The 14,972-nt window shown below is 66.4% G+C and carries 15 protein-coding genes; 9 read left to right on the top strand and 6 right to left on the bottom strand.

Annotated elements, in window-relative coordinates; all coding sequences use genetic code 11:
* Window positions 1-198 precede the first annotated feature (198 nt).
* A complete protein-coding gene (locus ACTWQN_RS26095; protein WP_443206206.1) occupies window positions 199-900 on the top strand; it encodes an SAM-dependent methyltransferase in 702 nt (233 codons plus the stop codon).
* Between the two features lie 162 nt (window positions 901-1,062).
* Here the strand turns inward: ACTWQN_RS26095 and ACTWQN_RS26090 are convergent, their stop codons facing one another.
* On the bottom strand, window positions 1,063-1,656 hold the full coding sequence (locus ACTWQN_RS26090; protein ID WP_443206205.1) for a TetR/AcrR family transcriptional regulator: 594 nt from the start codon (window positions 1,654-1,656) through the stop codon (window positions 1,063-1,065).
* A 99-nt stretch (window positions 1,657-1,755) separates the two neighbouring features.
* Here ACTWQN_RS26090 and ACTWQN_RS26085 point away from each other — a divergent pair, with 99 nt between their 5' ends.
* The 4 genes from ACTWQN_RS26085 to ACTWQN_RS26070 all read left to right on the top strand — a co-directional run bounded on the left by ACTWQN_RS26085 (window position 1,756) and on the right by ACTWQN_RS26070 (window position 4,792).
* Window positions 1,756-2,808, top strand: coding sequence for an aldo/keto reductase (locus ACTWQN_RS26085; RefSeq protein WP_443206204.1), 1,053 nt, complete (start codon window positions 1,756-1,758; stop codon window positions 2,806-2,808).
* Window positions 2,809-3,329: 521 nt separating this feature from the next.
* Window positions 3,330-3,992: a class I SAM-dependent methyltransferase gene (locus tag ACTWQN_RS26080; protein WP_443206203.1), complete on the top strand. Its 663-nt coding sequence runs from the start codon at window positions 3,330-3,332 to the stop codon at window positions 3,990-3,992.
* Window positions 3,993-4,295: 303 nt separating this feature from the next.
* Window positions 4,296-4,655, top strand: a complete 360-nt coding sequence (locus ACTWQN_RS26075; RefSeq protein WP_443206202.1) for a BlaI/MecI/CopY family transcriptional regulator — start codon at window positions 4,296-4,298, stop codon at window positions 4,653-4,655.
* A complete protein-coding gene (locus tag ACTWQN_RS26070; protein ID WP_443206201.1) occupies window positions 4,652-4,792 on the top strand; it encodes a hypothetical protein in 141 nt (46 codons plus the stop codon). The genes ACTWQN_RS26075 and ACTWQN_RS26070 overlap by 4 nt, the downstream gene beginning before the upstream one ends.
* Before the next feature lie 126 nt (window positions 4,793-4,918).
* On the opposite strand, the gene nicT is transcribed toward ACTWQN_RS26070, so the two are convergent.
* Complete coding sequence (gene nicT, locus ACTWQN_RS26065) at window positions 4,919-6,031, bottom strand: Nickel transporter NicT (RefSeq protein ID WP_504230368.1); 1,113 nt, start codon at window positions 6,029-6,031, stop codon at window positions 4,919-4,921.
* Between the two features lie 271 nt (window positions 6,032-6,302).
* Here nicT and ACTWQN_RS26060 point away from each other — a divergent pair, with 271 nt between their 5' ends.
* Window positions 6,303-7,655 carry a DUF1015 family protein gene (locus ACTWQN_RS26060; protein ID WP_443206200.1) on the top strand — a complete coding sequence of 451 codons (1,353 nt, stop codon included), beginning with the start codon at window positions 6,303-6,305 and terminating at the stop codon, window positions 7,653-7,655.
* Between the two features lie 21 nt (window positions 7,656-7,676).
* Here ACTWQN_RS26060 and ACTWQN_RS26055 read toward each other — a convergent pair whose 3' ends face one another.
* The 4 genes from ACTWQN_RS26055 to ACTWQN_RS26040 are packed head-to-tail and all read right to left on the bottom strand — an operon-like array spanning window position 7,677 to window position 10,167.
* Entirely contained in the window at window positions 7,677-8,282 is a 606-nt protein-coding gene (locus tag ACTWQN_RS26055; protein WP_443206199.1) for a hypothetical protein, read from the bottom strand.
* 17 nt (window positions 8,283-8,299) lie between these two features.
* A complete protein-coding gene (locus ACTWQN_RS26050) occupies window positions 8,300-9,067 on the bottom strand; it encodes a hypothetical protein (RefSeq protein WP_443206198.1) in 768 nt (255 codons plus the stop codon).
* Window positions 9,057-9,404: a hypothetical protein gene (locus ACTWQN_RS26045; protein WP_443206197.1), complete on the bottom strand. Its 348-nt coding sequence runs from the start codon at window positions 9,402-9,404 to the stop codon at window positions 9,057-9,059. The genes ACTWQN_RS26050 and ACTWQN_RS26045 overlap by 11 nt, the downstream gene beginning before the upstream one ends.
* Before the next feature lie 37 nt (window positions 9,405-9,441).
* Entirely contained in the window at window positions 9,442-10,167 is a 726-nt protein-coding gene (locus tag ACTWQN_RS26040; RefSeq protein WP_443206196.1) for a hypothetical protein, read from the bottom strand.
* A gap of 1,177 nt (window positions 10,168-11,344) precedes the next feature.
* Between ACTWQN_RS26040 and ACTWQN_RS26035 the strand changes: the two genes are divergently transcribed.
* The 3 genes from ACTWQN_RS26035 (at window position 11,345) to ACTWQN_RS26025 (ending at window position 14,972) form a co-directional block, all read left to right on the top strand.
* Window positions 11,345-12,217, top strand: a complete 873-nt coding sequence (locus tag ACTWQN_RS26035) for an alpha/beta hydrolase (protein ID WP_443206195.1) — start codon at window positions 11,345-11,347, stop codon at window positions 12,215-12,217.
* 308 nt (window positions 12,218-12,525) lie between these two features.
* Window positions 12,526-13,842, top strand: coding sequence for an MFS transporter (locus ACTWQN_RS26030; protein WP_443206194.1), 1,317 nt, complete (start codon window positions 12,526-12,528; stop codon window positions 13,840-13,842).
* 527 nt (window positions 13,843-14,369) lie between these two features.
* Complete coding sequence (locus ACTWQN_RS26025; protein ID WP_443206193.1) at window positions 14,370-14,972, top strand: (2Fe-2S)-binding protein; 603 nt, start codon at window positions 14,370-14,372, stop codon at window positions 14,970-14,972.

The raw sequence follows: 14,972 nt of genomic DNA, 5'->3' as shown, positions 1-14,972 counted from the left end.
CCGCGTCGGCACCACCTGTCGCCTCGCGAGTGGCGGATCCGGTTCGCACCGGAGAAACCGCCCACGACCGGCAGGTGGTTCGACCACGTGGGCATTCGGGGACGGGTCCCCATGTCGTCGCACTACGGTTCGGGTTGTGGTGCCTGACCGGGTCGAGGTCGCGGAGCTCGTCGGCTCGCGGACGTCGGGGGTGCGCGCATGATCGAGTTGCCCGCCGTGCCGGATCCGTCGACCAGGTTCTTCGACGACTTCTTCCAGGACTCGTGGCGAAACGGCGTCACCCAGGCGGTGATCCTGGCCGCCGGGCTGGACGCGCGGGCCTGGCGGCTCGACTGGCCGGACGGCTGCTCCGTCTACGAGATCGACCAGCCGAAGGTGTTGGAGTACAAGGACGACGTGCTCGCCAAGGAGGGTGCCCGCCCGCGCTGCGCACGGCACCCGGTGGCCATCGACCTGCGCGAGGACTGGGCGACCGCGCTGGAGGACAGCGGGTTCGACCGGTCCCGCCCCACCGCGTGGCTGGCCGAAGGCCTCCTGATGTACCTCCCCGACCACGCCGAGGCGAGCCTGCTCAAAGCGGTGCACGAACTCTCCGCACCGGGCAGCCGCATCGCCGTCGAGCACATGCGCTCGGTCCTTTCGGTGGTGCAGCTCATGTCCAGCCGTTACGACCGGCTCGCGGAACAATTCGGCCTGGACATGAACGACCTGCTCTACGACAACGACCAACGCCCCGACCCGGACGTCCGGCTGACCGAGCTCGGTTGGCGGACCGACTCCGCACCCGGCAACGAGCTCGCGCGAACGTTCGGCCGCACCACCGACGGCGCACCCGAGGACATGAGCCAACACCTGCGCTACATCACCGCGCAGCTCGTGTCCGCTGGTGTTGACACCTGACCCGCGACCTGGTCGAGCTGCGAACGGGACGGCTTCGCAGCGATCGCCGACCTGACACACTCCTGCCGAAGTCGATCCGGTCAACCGATACCGCTCCATCGGCCCGATCAGGCCGTGACCGCTCAGGTGATCCCTCGGAGAATGACTGATCCAGCGAGCGCCTCAGGCGTCCGAAGCAGATGGCTGCCGTCGGGCTGCGATCCCCTTGAACACCATGTCGATCAGCCGGCGCCCCTGTGCGACGCCGTCGTCGTTGGGAGCGACGCGCCACAGGAAGCTCATCAACAACAGCACGTCCCCCGGATCGTGCCCGGGTCTCACTGATCCCTCGGCAACGCAGGCGTCGAGAAGCCTTCCGACTGCCGCCGTGACGGGCGCGTATGTCTCGTTGATGGCGTCTTGGATCGCAGCATTGTGCAGCGCCTCACCGAGTCCGTGCTTGACACGGATGTAGGCCGCCAGCTTCTCGAACCAGGCGACGAACCCGTCCCGAGCGCTCCCGGAGGCCAGCACTGCGTCAACGGAGTCGACCAGGCGCTGCACATCGTGCCGGTAGACCGCCAGGATCAGGTCCTCCCGGGTCGGGAAGTGCCGGTAGAGGGTGCCCGCTCCGACACCGGCCCGCTTGGCGACCTCGTTCAGCGACACCGCGGGGTCCGCGGCGAAGAGTTCATGCGCCGCGTTCAGGATCGCCGTGTGCTTGCGGGCCGCAGCCTGTCGTTGCGTCCCGTACGTCTGCCTCTGCTCTCGTGGCATCCAGCGGCTCCCCGATTGACTTGCGGAGAACTCTCCGTTACTTTGGTCGATGTCGCGGAGATCTCTCCGCAAGTTCGAAGTTTAGCAGGAGGCATCCGCATGCAGTACGTCAAGCTCGGCACCACCGGCCTGGACGTGTCCCCCATCGCGATCGGCGCGATGACCTACGGCGAACCCGACCGCGGTCACCCCGTCTGGTCGCTGGGCGAAGAAGACGCCCGGCCGTTGATCAAGCACGCCCTGGACGCCGGGATCAACTTCTTCGACACCGCGAACATGTACTCCCAGGGCTCCAGCGAGGAGATCCTCGGCCGTGCTCTGAAGGACTTCGCCGACCGCGACGACGTGGTGATCGCCACCAAGCTGCGCCATCCGATGCGCCCTGGCCCCAACGGCAGGGGTCTCTCGCGCAAGGCGATCATGACCGAGGTCGATCACAGCCTCACCCGGCTCGGCACCGACTACATCGACCTCTACCAGGTGCATCGCAACGATCACGCGACGCCGCTGGAGGAAACGCTCGAAGCGCTCAGCGACCTCGTGAAGATGGGCAAGGTACGCTACCTGGGCGCGTCATCCATGCACGCCTGGGAGTTCGCGAAGGCGCTGCACCTGCAGAAGCAGCAAGGCTGGGCGCGCTTCGTCTCGATGCAGGACCACTACAACCTGTTGGCCCGGGAGGAGGAGCGCGAGATGATCCCGCTGTGCCTCGACGAGGGCGTCGGCACCATCGTCTGGAGCCCGCTGGCCCGGGGCCGCCTCGCCCGCGCGTGGGACGACGCGAAGGCCACTGCGCGCGCCGAGACCGACGGCGCGTACGCCGACATGCTCTACACGCCCGCGGAGCAGACCGCGAACCGCGCGATCATGGATGCGGTGGGATCGATCGCGGATGCTCGCGGTGCGAGCCGTGCGCAGATCGCCTTGGCCTGGCTGCGCCGCCAGCCCGTCGTGACCGCCCCGCTGGTCGGCGCGGGCACGGTGCAGCAGATCGACGACGCCGTGGCGTCGCTGGATGTCGAACTGACCGACGACGAGGTGCGCACGCTGGAGACGCCGTACACACCTCGGTACGACTTCCAAGGCATCTCCGACGAAGCCGAGCTTGAGGCGATCCGGGCTCGCGTGCCCGGCATGGCGCTGAAGGCGTGACTCCGGTGACATCCGTTATCCGCTCCGGCACGGTGCGGCGGGTGGGCGCCGTGCTGCTTCTCGTCGGCCCGCTGCTCGCGTGGGTTTTCGCCATCCCTCACAGTCACCCACACGCGCCCCATCGCCCATCAGCCGTCGCCGCCAATTCAGCCCCATCGCGCCGAGCGCCGGATCTCCATGGTGGTCCACCACCCGGCACAGCGCCCGTTCATGCGGTGACCACAGCGACCGCTGGCCGGTCAAGGCACGAACCGCCGGGAGAACAATCATCCTCGGCACCTTGCGCATCACCACCTGACCACTATTGTGGCTAGTAGATAGATCGTGACTTTCGCACAACGGCCGCTAGATCGCGTCCGCGCTCAGTCGACGGACGCGCCACCGCAGGCGGCCGAGCGCGTGGACGGCAGTGCCGCCGATGATCCGCAGTCGATTGGTCACGCCATTCCAACAATGCGGAGCCCTGCGCGCCAGCAGACTCCGAAATCGAGCAATTCGTTGCAAAACAGCCGAGGATCGCAATGCCGGGTCTGTTCAACGAGTGCCAGCCACCGTGGCCACCCGACTCGTTCAACTCCAACACATCTCGACCGCGCACCAACAACCATCGGCAACGCGGACCGAGCAGTCCGCAAGAAGCGATGCGGCGCCTGCTGGAAGATCTTCGGGGAAGCGTCATCGAGATCGGTGCGGGCGTGGGGATCAGCTTTCCGCACTACCCCGCGGAAGTCGGCAGCGTGCTCGCGATAGAGCCGGACCCCCGCTACCGAACGCGTGCGATGCAGGAGGCCGAGTTGTCGCCGGTACCGATCCAAGTCGTTCCCGGCGATGCGGAGGCACTGCCGGTGCCGGACGCCAGCAAGGACGCCGCCGCCATCTCCCGGCTGCTGTGCACGGTCCCGTCATCGGCGCGCGCCCTTGCGGAACTGCACCGCGTGGTGCGCCCGGGGGGAGAACTGCGGTTCTTCGAGCACGTCCGGTCCGATCGAGCGCTCATCGCGTGCTTGCAGGACAGCGTCGCGGCTCCTTGGCACCGGTTCCGAGGCTGCCACGCGAACCGCGACACCGTGGCCGCCATCGAACGGGCCGGATTCGAGATCGTCGCCATCAGCCGCTTCAACCTCAGCTGGATCCGCTTCGGCCCCGCCGCACCACGCGTGATCGGACGAGCCATCCGACGCTGACCACCACACCGAATCCACTATCTCTAATAGTAGACAGGCGCGGATCTTTCGAGTACAGAGGAGAAATTCGCAACGTGGCGTCACACCGACTCAGGAAGTCGATGCACGCGGCGCTCGCGGCGCTGGCCACGACGATCGCGGTCCCCGCCTGCGCGCAAGCCATCGGATCCCGTCGAGGAATACCAGAAGTTGGGCGCCGACGGCCATTACATCGGCGCCCGCCGAATCGTCGGCTGACCTTCTCCGGCGTTCGTACGCATTGGTGTGGACCCGTATCCTCTGGCTCGCGAGCAGGAGGTTGGTATGCAGGGTCTGGGAGAGCTCGAAGGTGCCGTGATGGACGTGCTGTGGCAGTCCACCGAACCGATGACCGTTCGAGAAGTCCGCACCGAACTGAACAACACGCGCAATCTCGCCTACACCACGGTCATGACCGTGCTCGACAACCTCCACCGCAAGGAGTGGGTCGATCGCGAACTCCACAACCGCGCCTACCTCTACACACCGACCGAGGCGCGCGAAGCCGCAGCCGCGCGCGCGTTGCGCGAGCTGCTCGAATCCAGCGGCGATCCGGAGGCCGTCCTGCTGCACTTCGCGCAGTCGGCATCCGAAGACGAAACGGCCGCCCTGCGGCGGGGTCTGCGGCGACGGTCCCGGCGATGATCCTCGCGTTCGCCCTGCTCCTCGGCGTCGGCATCGCGGTCGGCTACTCCCCTGGCCTGCTGGACCGGATGATGGCGAGGCGGATCGACCCGCAGGTCGTGCTGGTGACCTCGCACCACGGGTGCGGCGGGCCGTGACTTCCGGCTTGGTGGGGGTCACCGTCGCATTCCTGCCAGCGCTCGCGGGATTGGGCGTCCTGGCCAGCCTCGCGATGATCGCCTGCCCCATCCTGTTCGAGATTTGAGCAGCAACCGCGATCGTCGCTATTTCTCCACTGTGGACGAAACGGCCACCGCCGACCACTTCTCCTCGATTCGTCCCCACCGCCAGGTGGCGAGTGCGATCGCCCAGGTCACGACGAAGAGTCCGACGATGCCGAATCCGACGTAGTCCAGTTCGATGGAGGCGATCCAGGCCAGCGGGCCGGATTCGATGCCGAGCTTCTCGGCCAGCAGGCCGATCAGTTCGATACCGCCGATGATCACGGCGACGGCGATCGACAACGCGGTGACGACGATGTTGTAGTAGATCTTGCGCACCGGGTTCGCCAGGGCCCAACCGTAGGCGTAGCTCATGAACACGCCGTCGAAGGCGTCCAGCAGGCTCATGCCCGCCGCGAAGAGCACCGGCAGGCACAGGATCGCGTACCAGGGCAGGCTGAACGCCGCAGCACCACCCGCCAGGACGAGCAGCGAGATTTCGGTAGCGGTGTCGAAACCCAGTCCGAAGAGGAATCCGACCGGATACATGTGCCAGGGCTTGGTGACCGCGCGTGCGACGCGCCCGAGGATCCTGTTGATGAGACCCCGGTTGTCGAGGTGCCGTTCCAGCTCGGCTTCGTCCCACTCGCCACGCCGCATCCGGCGGAACACCCGCACGATGCCGACCAGCACGACCAGGTTCAGCAACGCGATCAGCACCAGGAAGACACCCGAGACCAGCGTGCCGATCAGCCCGGTGATCTGCTGCAGACCCGAGCCGTCGTTCTCGACCTGCGAAGCCAGCGCCCGAATCCCGAGGCTGAGCAGGAGGCAGAGCACGAACACCACGGAGGAATGCCCGAGGGAGAACCAGAATCCGACCGAAAGCGGCCTCCTGCGGTCGGCCATCAGCTTGCGCGTGGTGTTGTCGATCGCCGCGATGTGATCCGCGTCGAACGCGTGGCGCATGCCGAGCACGTACGCGGTGACACCCAGCCCCACGCCGAAGATCTGGCCGCCCACGGCGTATTGGTGCGGCACGACGATGCCGATCAGCACGCCCCAGCCCAGCACGTGCAGCAGCACGATGAAGCCGAGCATGCCCAGCAGGCTGCGCCGCTCCCCGCGATCGCGTGGCACCCGCGCACCCGAAGTCCGCGTGGCGGTGTCGCTCATCCCGCTCCCCTGAACCGTGGCCTACTAACTGCGACCGTAGGCTACTGCCAGGCCATGGCAACAACAACCAGCGCAAACCGCACCAAGCGCGTCAGCCGGACAAAGACGCCGCGTCCCGATGGTGAGCCCCGTCGCATGTTTCGCCGCACCGCACCCGGACGAAACGCCGCCCCACCCAGCCCAGCACCGAGATCACCGTGGCCAGCGCCGACGCAAGAGCTCCTTCGTCGGCGCTGCCAAAAGCTTCCTGCTCATCGGCCAATCCGCAGGGGTGCCGCTGGTAGATCTGGTGCCGGTCGCCGCTGCCGTTATGGTGATGGCCTGCATGGTCGCGGCCCTGCTCGCGTTCGGCCCGGCACATCGGGAGAGCTATGCCGAACTCGAAGAAGAGGACACCGAGGTGACGACCCAGTTGCCAGCCGCCGGTGCGCTTGAACCCGCTGGACATGGCACCAACGGGGTACGTGTCGCGCCCTTCCGCGGATGGCGCATCGCGCCGGAGCGCCTGCGGGATCTGGCCGGTCGGTACGCCACGCCCTGGGACCAGGGCGCTGGCGCCTGGGACGGCTCCGCCGAGGAAACAGCGAGCGTGCTGCGATCATGGCAGCGCAGCGGCTCGCTGGTACGCGAGCCCGACCGGGCGGTGTACGCCTACGAGCAAACCGGGCCCCACGGGTCCCAGCGCGGGCTGCTCGCCGCAGTCCACCTGGACAGCCGCCTGTTGCCACATGCGGAGGTCATCCCCAGCAGGTCGGACGGCATCTGCCGAGTCATGGAGGTCGGGCAGCTGAACCTCGAACCCCTGCTGCTGGGCTACTCCGGGAACGGAAGCACCGCAGCGCGTCTCGACGCGGTCACCCAGGACCGGGCCTACGCGGAGACCCTCGGCTCCGATGGACAACGACACCGGCTGTGGCGCATCACCGATCGAGCCGTGCACGCCGAGATCGCCGCCGAGCTCAACCGGGTGCCAGCACTGCTCGCCGACGGGCACCACCGCTGGATCGCGGCCCGGCAGCATCGCCGCTACTGCTACGCCGAGGGACAAGGAGCGGGCCCGTGGGACTACATCTCCGGCTTGCTGGTCGATGTCCGGCGCAGTCCGATGACGCTCTCCCCAGTTCACCGGGTCCTGCCCTACGTCAATCCCGGAGCGGCCCTGGACGCGGCGGCCAACCGGTTCCGGGTGACCAGGTTGCCCGGCGACCTCACCGAATGGCTCCGCGTGCTCCGGCAGAACGCCCGGCACACGATCGCATTCGTCGTGCTGACCGGACACGAGGCGTTCTTGTTGATCGACCCCCACCCGTCGTTCGTGTCCGAAGAACTGCGCCGGGTTCCGGAACCGCTCCGCGGGATGCAGCTCACCGTCCTGCACGTGGCACTGATCGAAATGCTCTGGGGCGTACCGGATTCCCCCGAGGACATCCACTACGAGCCCAGCCCGACCAAGGCGATGCGACAGGTCCAGGAGTTCGGCGGCATCGCCGTGCTGGTCGCGCCGCCACGACAGGCGGATTTCCAGCACGCCGCCGCCGCTGGTCTGCGACTGCCCCACAAGGCCACCTCGTTCGGCCCCAAACCCCACCCCGGCCTCGTCCTCCACCTCCTCAACGATCGCTGATGGCCAGCGCGCCTCGGGCGTTCAACGGTGCGGGGGCGGGTTGTGCGGGCCGGAGCTGTACTTGTGCACCAGCCCCGGGGATGGGCGCAGCAACCGCCAGCCGATGATCATGTTCAGGGTGGAGAGCAGCAGCGGCGCGCCGAGCAGGATCAGGTAGCCGATGATCGACGGGGTGTAGCCGACCAGCTGGCCGTGCAACTGGCGGTACAACGGATCGCCGGATGCTTCGACCGACGCTTCAACAGCACCGGTGAAGAAGAAGATGGAGATCATCGTGGGGAATACCGTTCCCCCCAAGAATATGACGAGCAGTCGCCGCGCCTTGCTCGCGGATGTCAGGTTCAGGTACCCGTTTTTCACATGCGTTGGGCCGGTCGCCAGTGTGACACCGGAAAAAAGGTGAAAGAACGCGGACAACGCGCCCATCCATATCGCGATCGCCATCGTTGCCCAGGTCGACGTGGGCAGCTGGTGGCCAACCGCGACGATCACAATACCGATGATCACGCTCAAGCCGATCGACAGCGAACCGATCAGGGCAGATGAGGATCGGATCCGCTGCGCGAGCCTTGGCGGCAGCGCCACGAACCCGTGATACGCGGGGGAATAGTGCTGCTGCGGTGGCACTGGCACTCCGCCCGGGTTCATCGGTTGACCCGCCAATCTGTTCCGTCTCCATCCCGCACGCTGCCATCGGAGAACTCACGATCCGAACGCGACCAAGCGCTGCCCACGTCGTGGATCTTCTGCTGGAGCGCGATTTGCTCAACTTCGATGACATCGAAGTAGGAGTTCATAGCCACGATCGCGGTCGTTACCAAGCCGATGGAGACGCCAGCGGCGCTAGCGATCGCACCGACCGCGGCACCCGCACCAGCGACGGTGCATGCTGCGGCTATGGCACCTACGGCACCGACGATGAACACGCCCACGGCAATGATCATCGCCATGTTGAAGGCGTCGAGCGCGTTTGCCAGGCTGTTCAGCGAATTGCGGATCTGCAGGGCGAGATCCTTGACGCCGGTGAGCCCGTCGGCTTGGGCAGGAACAATCGCTTTGTAGGCTTCGGCGGCGCGCCCCGTCCAGTCGACGTTCGCGTCCAGCTTCTCCAGGGCAACGTCGCCTGCGACGTCACCGATCGGGTTGGCCACCGCGCTTGCCCAAATCTCGCTTTTGACCCTGAGCACGGTGGCGTCGCCAGGCTGTTGTCGCCACTGCTGGACCCTGTCCCAGAATTCCTGGACCTTCTGGTTGACGACTTCCATACCCCGCTGGATCGGCTCAATGAGGTGTGCGAAGGCTTCCGGCACCCAGCTGAGCACGCCGTTGATCTGGTCGAAGAACTCCTGGATCTTCTGATCGAGTTCTTGAAGCTTTCCGTTGACCTGCTCGACGAGCGGATCAGCCACCATGGTTGTCCCCCTGCGTGCGATAGGCGTTCTGGATTTCGTGCAGCCCTTGTTCGTCGTCGCGCTGGTACTGGTCGGCAGCGCCACGCAGGTCGGCTCCGATCTCCCGGAAGTACTCGGCAGCCTGACGGATCATGGTTTCAATTGCCGCGCGTGCGTCATTGAAGGTGGTGTCCAGTCCCCTGTCTGCCGCCCACATCGAAACGTCCTTGGCGGAGATATCGAGCGAGCCGAGTGCGTTCAAGGGGGCGCTGAGGTTGTCGGCCGCGTCTTCCCACACGATCGCGTCCGAGCGCAAACTCTCCAATGCGGCGCCGATACCCCCATCGGGTTGAGTCATTTGGCACTCCCCGGATCATGAGGTCCAACCAGGATGGTCACGGCAGCAACCCAACTCGTCGCAGGAGCAGTTGCGGGTCGCTGGCGAGCGCCTGCAGTTCGTCGATGGCTCGGCTGCGGGGCCCCTGCGCCAACTCCCCGGGCGAACTCTGTTCGCCCAGCTGTTTCAGGACCTCGGTGAGCTCAAGTTCGATCTCCGATTTCCGCGCTGATGAGGCCCAGCCGGAGTCGATCCTCAAAGCCAAGATCTGTCCGCTCCTAGCAGAACCCTGTACGTGCCCGCCAGAACTCCGAATCGACACGATCTGCTCGACGCGGGTGGACAGCTGCTCGATGAAGTCGTTGAGATCAGCCGAGACAGCATCCAACAACCGCATCACGTCTTCCTTGCCCAGCGGTGACGTGTCGGGCACGTCGGCAGTCGTGCCGGATGCAGGAACCGCTGATGTCTCCGCTGTGCCTTCGATCCGGTTGGCCAGCACCTGCATGGTGGCCGCGTTCGCAGCGGACAGCACACTCGTGTGCAGTTCACGAGGGTCAACCGATCGGCGCCATGACGAGGCCAGCGCAACCGATGTCACTTCCCCAGTCTCTGAAACATGAACTATGACCACCGGGGCATCGTCAGAGTCCGTGGTGTCGTCGTAAGCATTCGCGCGCTGGTCGTCACCCGACGCCGGATCGCCCGCATATGAGAGATTTTCGAACTCTGCCAGCGGGTCGTACTCGAATTCCCAGTCAGGCCGACGCCTGCTGTAGCTCATGCGGCAAGCCCCCTTCTCGCCGTAGCGGAAACCGCTTTCGGAGGTCGGGTGGACGCCGTTTCGCGCCCCCGGTCGACAAAGGTGGTGTCGGGCATCCTAATCGCCCGAATTCACGGTGTGGCACAAGTGGCCTGGTCTCCACTCGTTCGGCCCAGTTTGAGACGAGAGACCCTGAAACAAGGGCGGAGTTCTTGGTTGGGCGAAGTAGTTTGAGGTTGGCTGGCGCGGATGCGAAGCAAATGTAGGAGCGTCTCGGCTGTACTCGGTTGCACTGGAGGCGGTCGAATTCGCTCCGACGACGGAGTGTAGGTGGGCTGGGCCGTTTGGGCTGCGGTGCTTGTGGTCTGGTTGATGCGGTTGGTGGCTGGTTAGGTTTGTGGGAGTGGCGGTTTTGGGTGACCGGTTGCTGATGCCGCCTGCACTCGTCATCGCGGAAATAACGGGTGGTGGCCAAGTTGGCTCCTGTTCACATGAGCAACCAGCGGTCGACGAAGACGTTGTCAGTGGGACGGAAATCCTGTTTTCGCGTGCACCACAACGGATCCATGGTTGGCGCTGATCACCGCGCTGCCGTAGCTGCCACGGGATGCGGCGGGCACCCGGCAGCGAGATCACCGAACGGAACGGTCTTCGATCCGTTGTGAACCCTCAGCCCCCTGGACTGGGCTCGCAGCGCACGACGACACACCAACCGGATCCTCGCTCAATAGTCGGGAGAGCTACCGCCATGCCAACGCGGTTTTCGATCACCAGCGTCACGATCCAGCCGTGTCACGACAAGTAGTTGATCGGGTGACAGATCGCCACCCATCGTGCCGGGCGAACTCCTTGATCCCCCAGCGGAATCCAGCTGGGCGCTGAACCGAGCGAATTCGGGTCGCGGATCCGAAGTCCGGGTCCGTTCGTGGTCAGGATGGTGCGGCGTTCTTGATCGTCTTCCTTCGCGTCGTCGACGTCTCGGTCGGGCAGCTCGGGGATCGGTGTGCGCGGTGCTGCGGCTCGTGAGTGATTGTTCTGGTGCGGACCAGGATCCTCGCTCACCAGCGTCGTCTCGCGGGGACCTCCCCAGCGTGTTGTATTGGGTCCGCAGCGCTCGGATGGCGCAGCTGGTTGCTGGCGCGACCGTCCCGGTCGGGGCGGTCCGAACCCGTGTCGAGCTGTGTGCGAGGAGGGGCAGATGAGACTCAAGCGACGATCGGACCCCGCCTGCGCGGGGCGGCGGTTCAACGTGATAACGCCCGTGATGGCACTCGGCGTGGTCGCCGCCGTGCTGGCGGCGGGTACCTCGGCGGCGGCACCGAGGCAGCTGGTGCCCTGCGACTTACCGGCAACTTCGCGGCCCACGGTCGTGCTGGTCCACGGAGCCTGGGCGGACACTTCCAGTTGGCAGGGCGAAGTGAGTTCCCTGCAACAGGAGGGCTACATCGCGCGGGCAATCGCGAACCCGCTGCGGGACCTGACCAGCGACGCCACCACTGTCTCGGACTTCCTGAAGACCATTCGCGGGCCGGTGGTGCTCGTCGGGCACTCCTACGGCGGCTCGGTGATCACGAACGCCTCGGCGGACAATCCGAACGTCAAGGCCCTGGTGTACGTCGACGCCGCCGCTCCGGACGTCGGTGAGACCACCGGTCAGCTCAGCGGCTCCGAGTCCGCGCTCAACGCGGATCCCGCCACCCTCTACGACATGGTGGCCTATCCGGGAGCGCCCGCGGCGGCGATGGACCTGTACCTCAAGCAGCAGGTCTTCGTCGATTCGTTCGGCCAGGACCTGCCCAAGGACACCGCCAATCGGCTGTGGGCCTCGCAGCGAGCCGCCTCGTCCAGCGCGTTCATGGCGCCGTCGAAGGCGGCGGGGTGGCGGACGATCCCGTCCTGGTACTTCATCAGCACCGGCGACCGGATCATCACGCCGTCCTCGGAGCAGGCGATGGCCAAGCGGGCGCGGGCGAACATCACCGAGTTCCCGGGCGGCTCCCACCTGACGTTGATCTCGCATCCGGACGCGGTCACCTCGGTGATCGGGGCCGCCATCTGCGCCGCGCGCTGACGGGCAGCCGGACCCGGCATCGAGTGGGCCACTGCCGCCATCGCCTCGTGGACGCGCGCCCAGCGGCACCGCGTCCACACAAGACAGTTCACAAATCCTTGGCGCACAAAGAGATGCGGTGCGGCTCTTCGCACGGCGGATGCTTTGTCGGCTAATGGTGGTATGTCCTCCTTCGCGAACCTCCCGGACGCAGGCGTGGCCGGGCGGCCGCAATTCGGATTGGCGCCCCCTTGACAGCCCCCGAGCGGGATTGCAGGCTTTCGATTCAACCCACAGATGGTTGAGTGGCTGAGCCAATGGAGGCTGCCATGCCGAACGGCACCAATTCGCGTCGAACCCACCGCCGTCGCGCCGTGATCGCCAGCACGGTCGGCACGACCATCGAGTGGTACGACTTCTTCCTCTACGGGACCGTAGCCGCGCTGGTGTTCCCGAAGCTCTTCTTCCCCGGCACCTCGGAGAGCGCCGGTGTGCTGGAGTCCTTCAGCACCTTGTTCGTGGGATTCGCCGCGCGCCCGGTCGGCGCCGCGATCTTCGGGCACTACGGCGACCGAATCGGCCGAAAGGCCACCCTGGTCACCACGCTGATGCTCATGGGTGTGGCCACGGTGCTCATCGGCCTGCTTCCCGGGTACGCCACGCTCGGCGTCGGAGCGCCGCTGCTGCTGGTCCTGCTGCGCATCGTCCAGGGCCTCGGGGTCGGCGGCGAGTGGGGCGGTTCGGTGCTGATGTCCATGGAGTGGGGATCGGAGTCCCGCCGCGGCCTGATGGCGAGCATGCCGCAACTCGGTGTTCCGCTCGGGCTGCTGCTGTCCACCGCCGCGGTGACGGTGTCCAGTGCGGTGAGCGGCAGCGCGTTCGAGTCCTGGGGCTGGCGGGTGCCCTTCCTGCTCAGCATCGTGCTCATCGCGATCGGGCTGTGGGTGCGGATGCGGGTGCTGGAGAGCCCCGACTTCGCCGAGATCAAGAAGCAGCGGGCCGTCGAGCGGCAGCCGGTGTGGGCCGCCATCCGCAAGCACCCGAGGGAGATCCTCACCTCCGCCTTCGTGCGGCTGTCCGAGCAGGCGCCGTTCTACCTCTTCATCACGTTCGTGCTGACCTACGGCACGACGCAACTGGACATGTCGCGCTCCGAACTGCTCAACGACACGATGGTCGCCGCCGCGATCGGCCTGATCACCGTGCCGCTGTTCGGCCACCTGTCGGACCGCTACGGCCGACGGCTCATCTACGGCATCGGCATCGTGTGCACCGGGCTGTACGCTTTCCCGTACTTCGCCCTGCTGGACACCCGATCTTCGGGAATCGCGCTGCTGGCCATCGTCGTGTCGCTGATCGTGCACGACATCCAGTACGGCCCGCAGGCGGCCCTGATCGCGGAGAGCTTCGGCACCAACGTCCGCTACAGCGGCGCCGGGATCGGATACCAGCTCGCCTCGGTCATCGCCGGTGGGCCCGCACCGCTGATCGCCGCCGCCCTGCTGCAGTCCACCGGTTCCAGCACGGGGATCAGCTGGTACATCGTGCTCTGCTGCGTCGTCTCGCTGATCGCCCTCGTGCTGATGCCCCGGCGCACCGCGACCGCGGTACCCGCGAAGCCCGACGCGGATCGCGCGGAGGCGTAACCGGTCGCCGCTTCGCGACGTCATCTCGTGGGTGCATCGGCTATCGCTGAGCCGGTGCGCCCTCTCGCGCCTCCGGTGAACTCGCCGGGCCGAAGGTCGGGAGGCGGTGCCGAGGCTCGACGTGGCTTGCCCGGAGTAGTTCAGGCGCCGGTTGCCGCACGACTCAAGATCGCACGCACCCGCAGGCGAAGAATCGGGATTCATATCGCGAACTTCGCTCTCCCGGGATGTGCCATCGCGCTTTCACCGCCTGCGGGCGACGGGGCCTCATCGTTGCGCTCCGGATCCGGGGATCGCGCCGACGCGGGCGGACCTGTCTTCCTGAAAGCGACAGAACCCCCACCATCGGGTAAGCAACCCTAGCCTGGTAGTCGTGGACAGCAGGAACGATGTCTCGAATCGGGGAGGAGGCTCGGGTTGGCGTTCCTGCCGAAGGCGCACCGACACCTGTCGGAGGGACCCTGCACGTCACCTGGCGAGCCGCGAGGTGTGATCAAGGCGTGATCCGGGGCAGAAAGGATTCCACAATGGACGACAGCACCGACGCATCGACGAAACTGACCCGGCGGAGATTCGTCGGGACCTCCGCCGCGCTCGGCAGCATCGCGGCCGCCGCTCCGCTGCTAACCGAGCAGGCCGAGGCCGCCGTGAACACCGAGCCCGGCACCGAACAGGCCGTCACGTTGACGATCAACGGTCGGCGGCAGACCGTGCCGGTGGACAACCGCACCTCGCTGCTGGACCTGCTGCGGGAGCGAATCCACCTCACCGGCGCCAAGAAGGGCTGCAACCAGGGTGCCTGCGGGGCCTGCACGATCCTGCTCGACGGTCGCCGGGTGAACTCCTGCCTGACGCTGGCCGTGATGCACGAGGGGGCCGAGATCACGACCATCGAGGGACTCGCCGACGGCGACCGGCTGCACCCGTTGCAGCAGGCGTTCATCGACCACGACGGTTTCCAATGCGGCTACTGCACATCCGGGCAGATCCTCTCCGGGGTGGCGTGCATCGAGGAGGGGCACACCGGCTCCCGCGCGGAGATCCGGGAGTGGATGAGCGGCAACATCTGCCGATGCGGGGCCTACACGAACATCGTCACCGCCATCGAGCAGACCGCCGGGGGAAGGTGA

This window comes from Saccharopolyspora antiqui, assembly GCF_052246905.1.
Classification (GTDB): Bacteria; Actinomycetota; Actinomycetes; order Mycobacteriales; family Pseudonocardiaceae; genus Saccharopolyspora.
The sequence above is the reverse complement of the archived record's forward strand: the minus strand, read 5'-3'. Positions and strand labels throughout refer to the sequence as shown.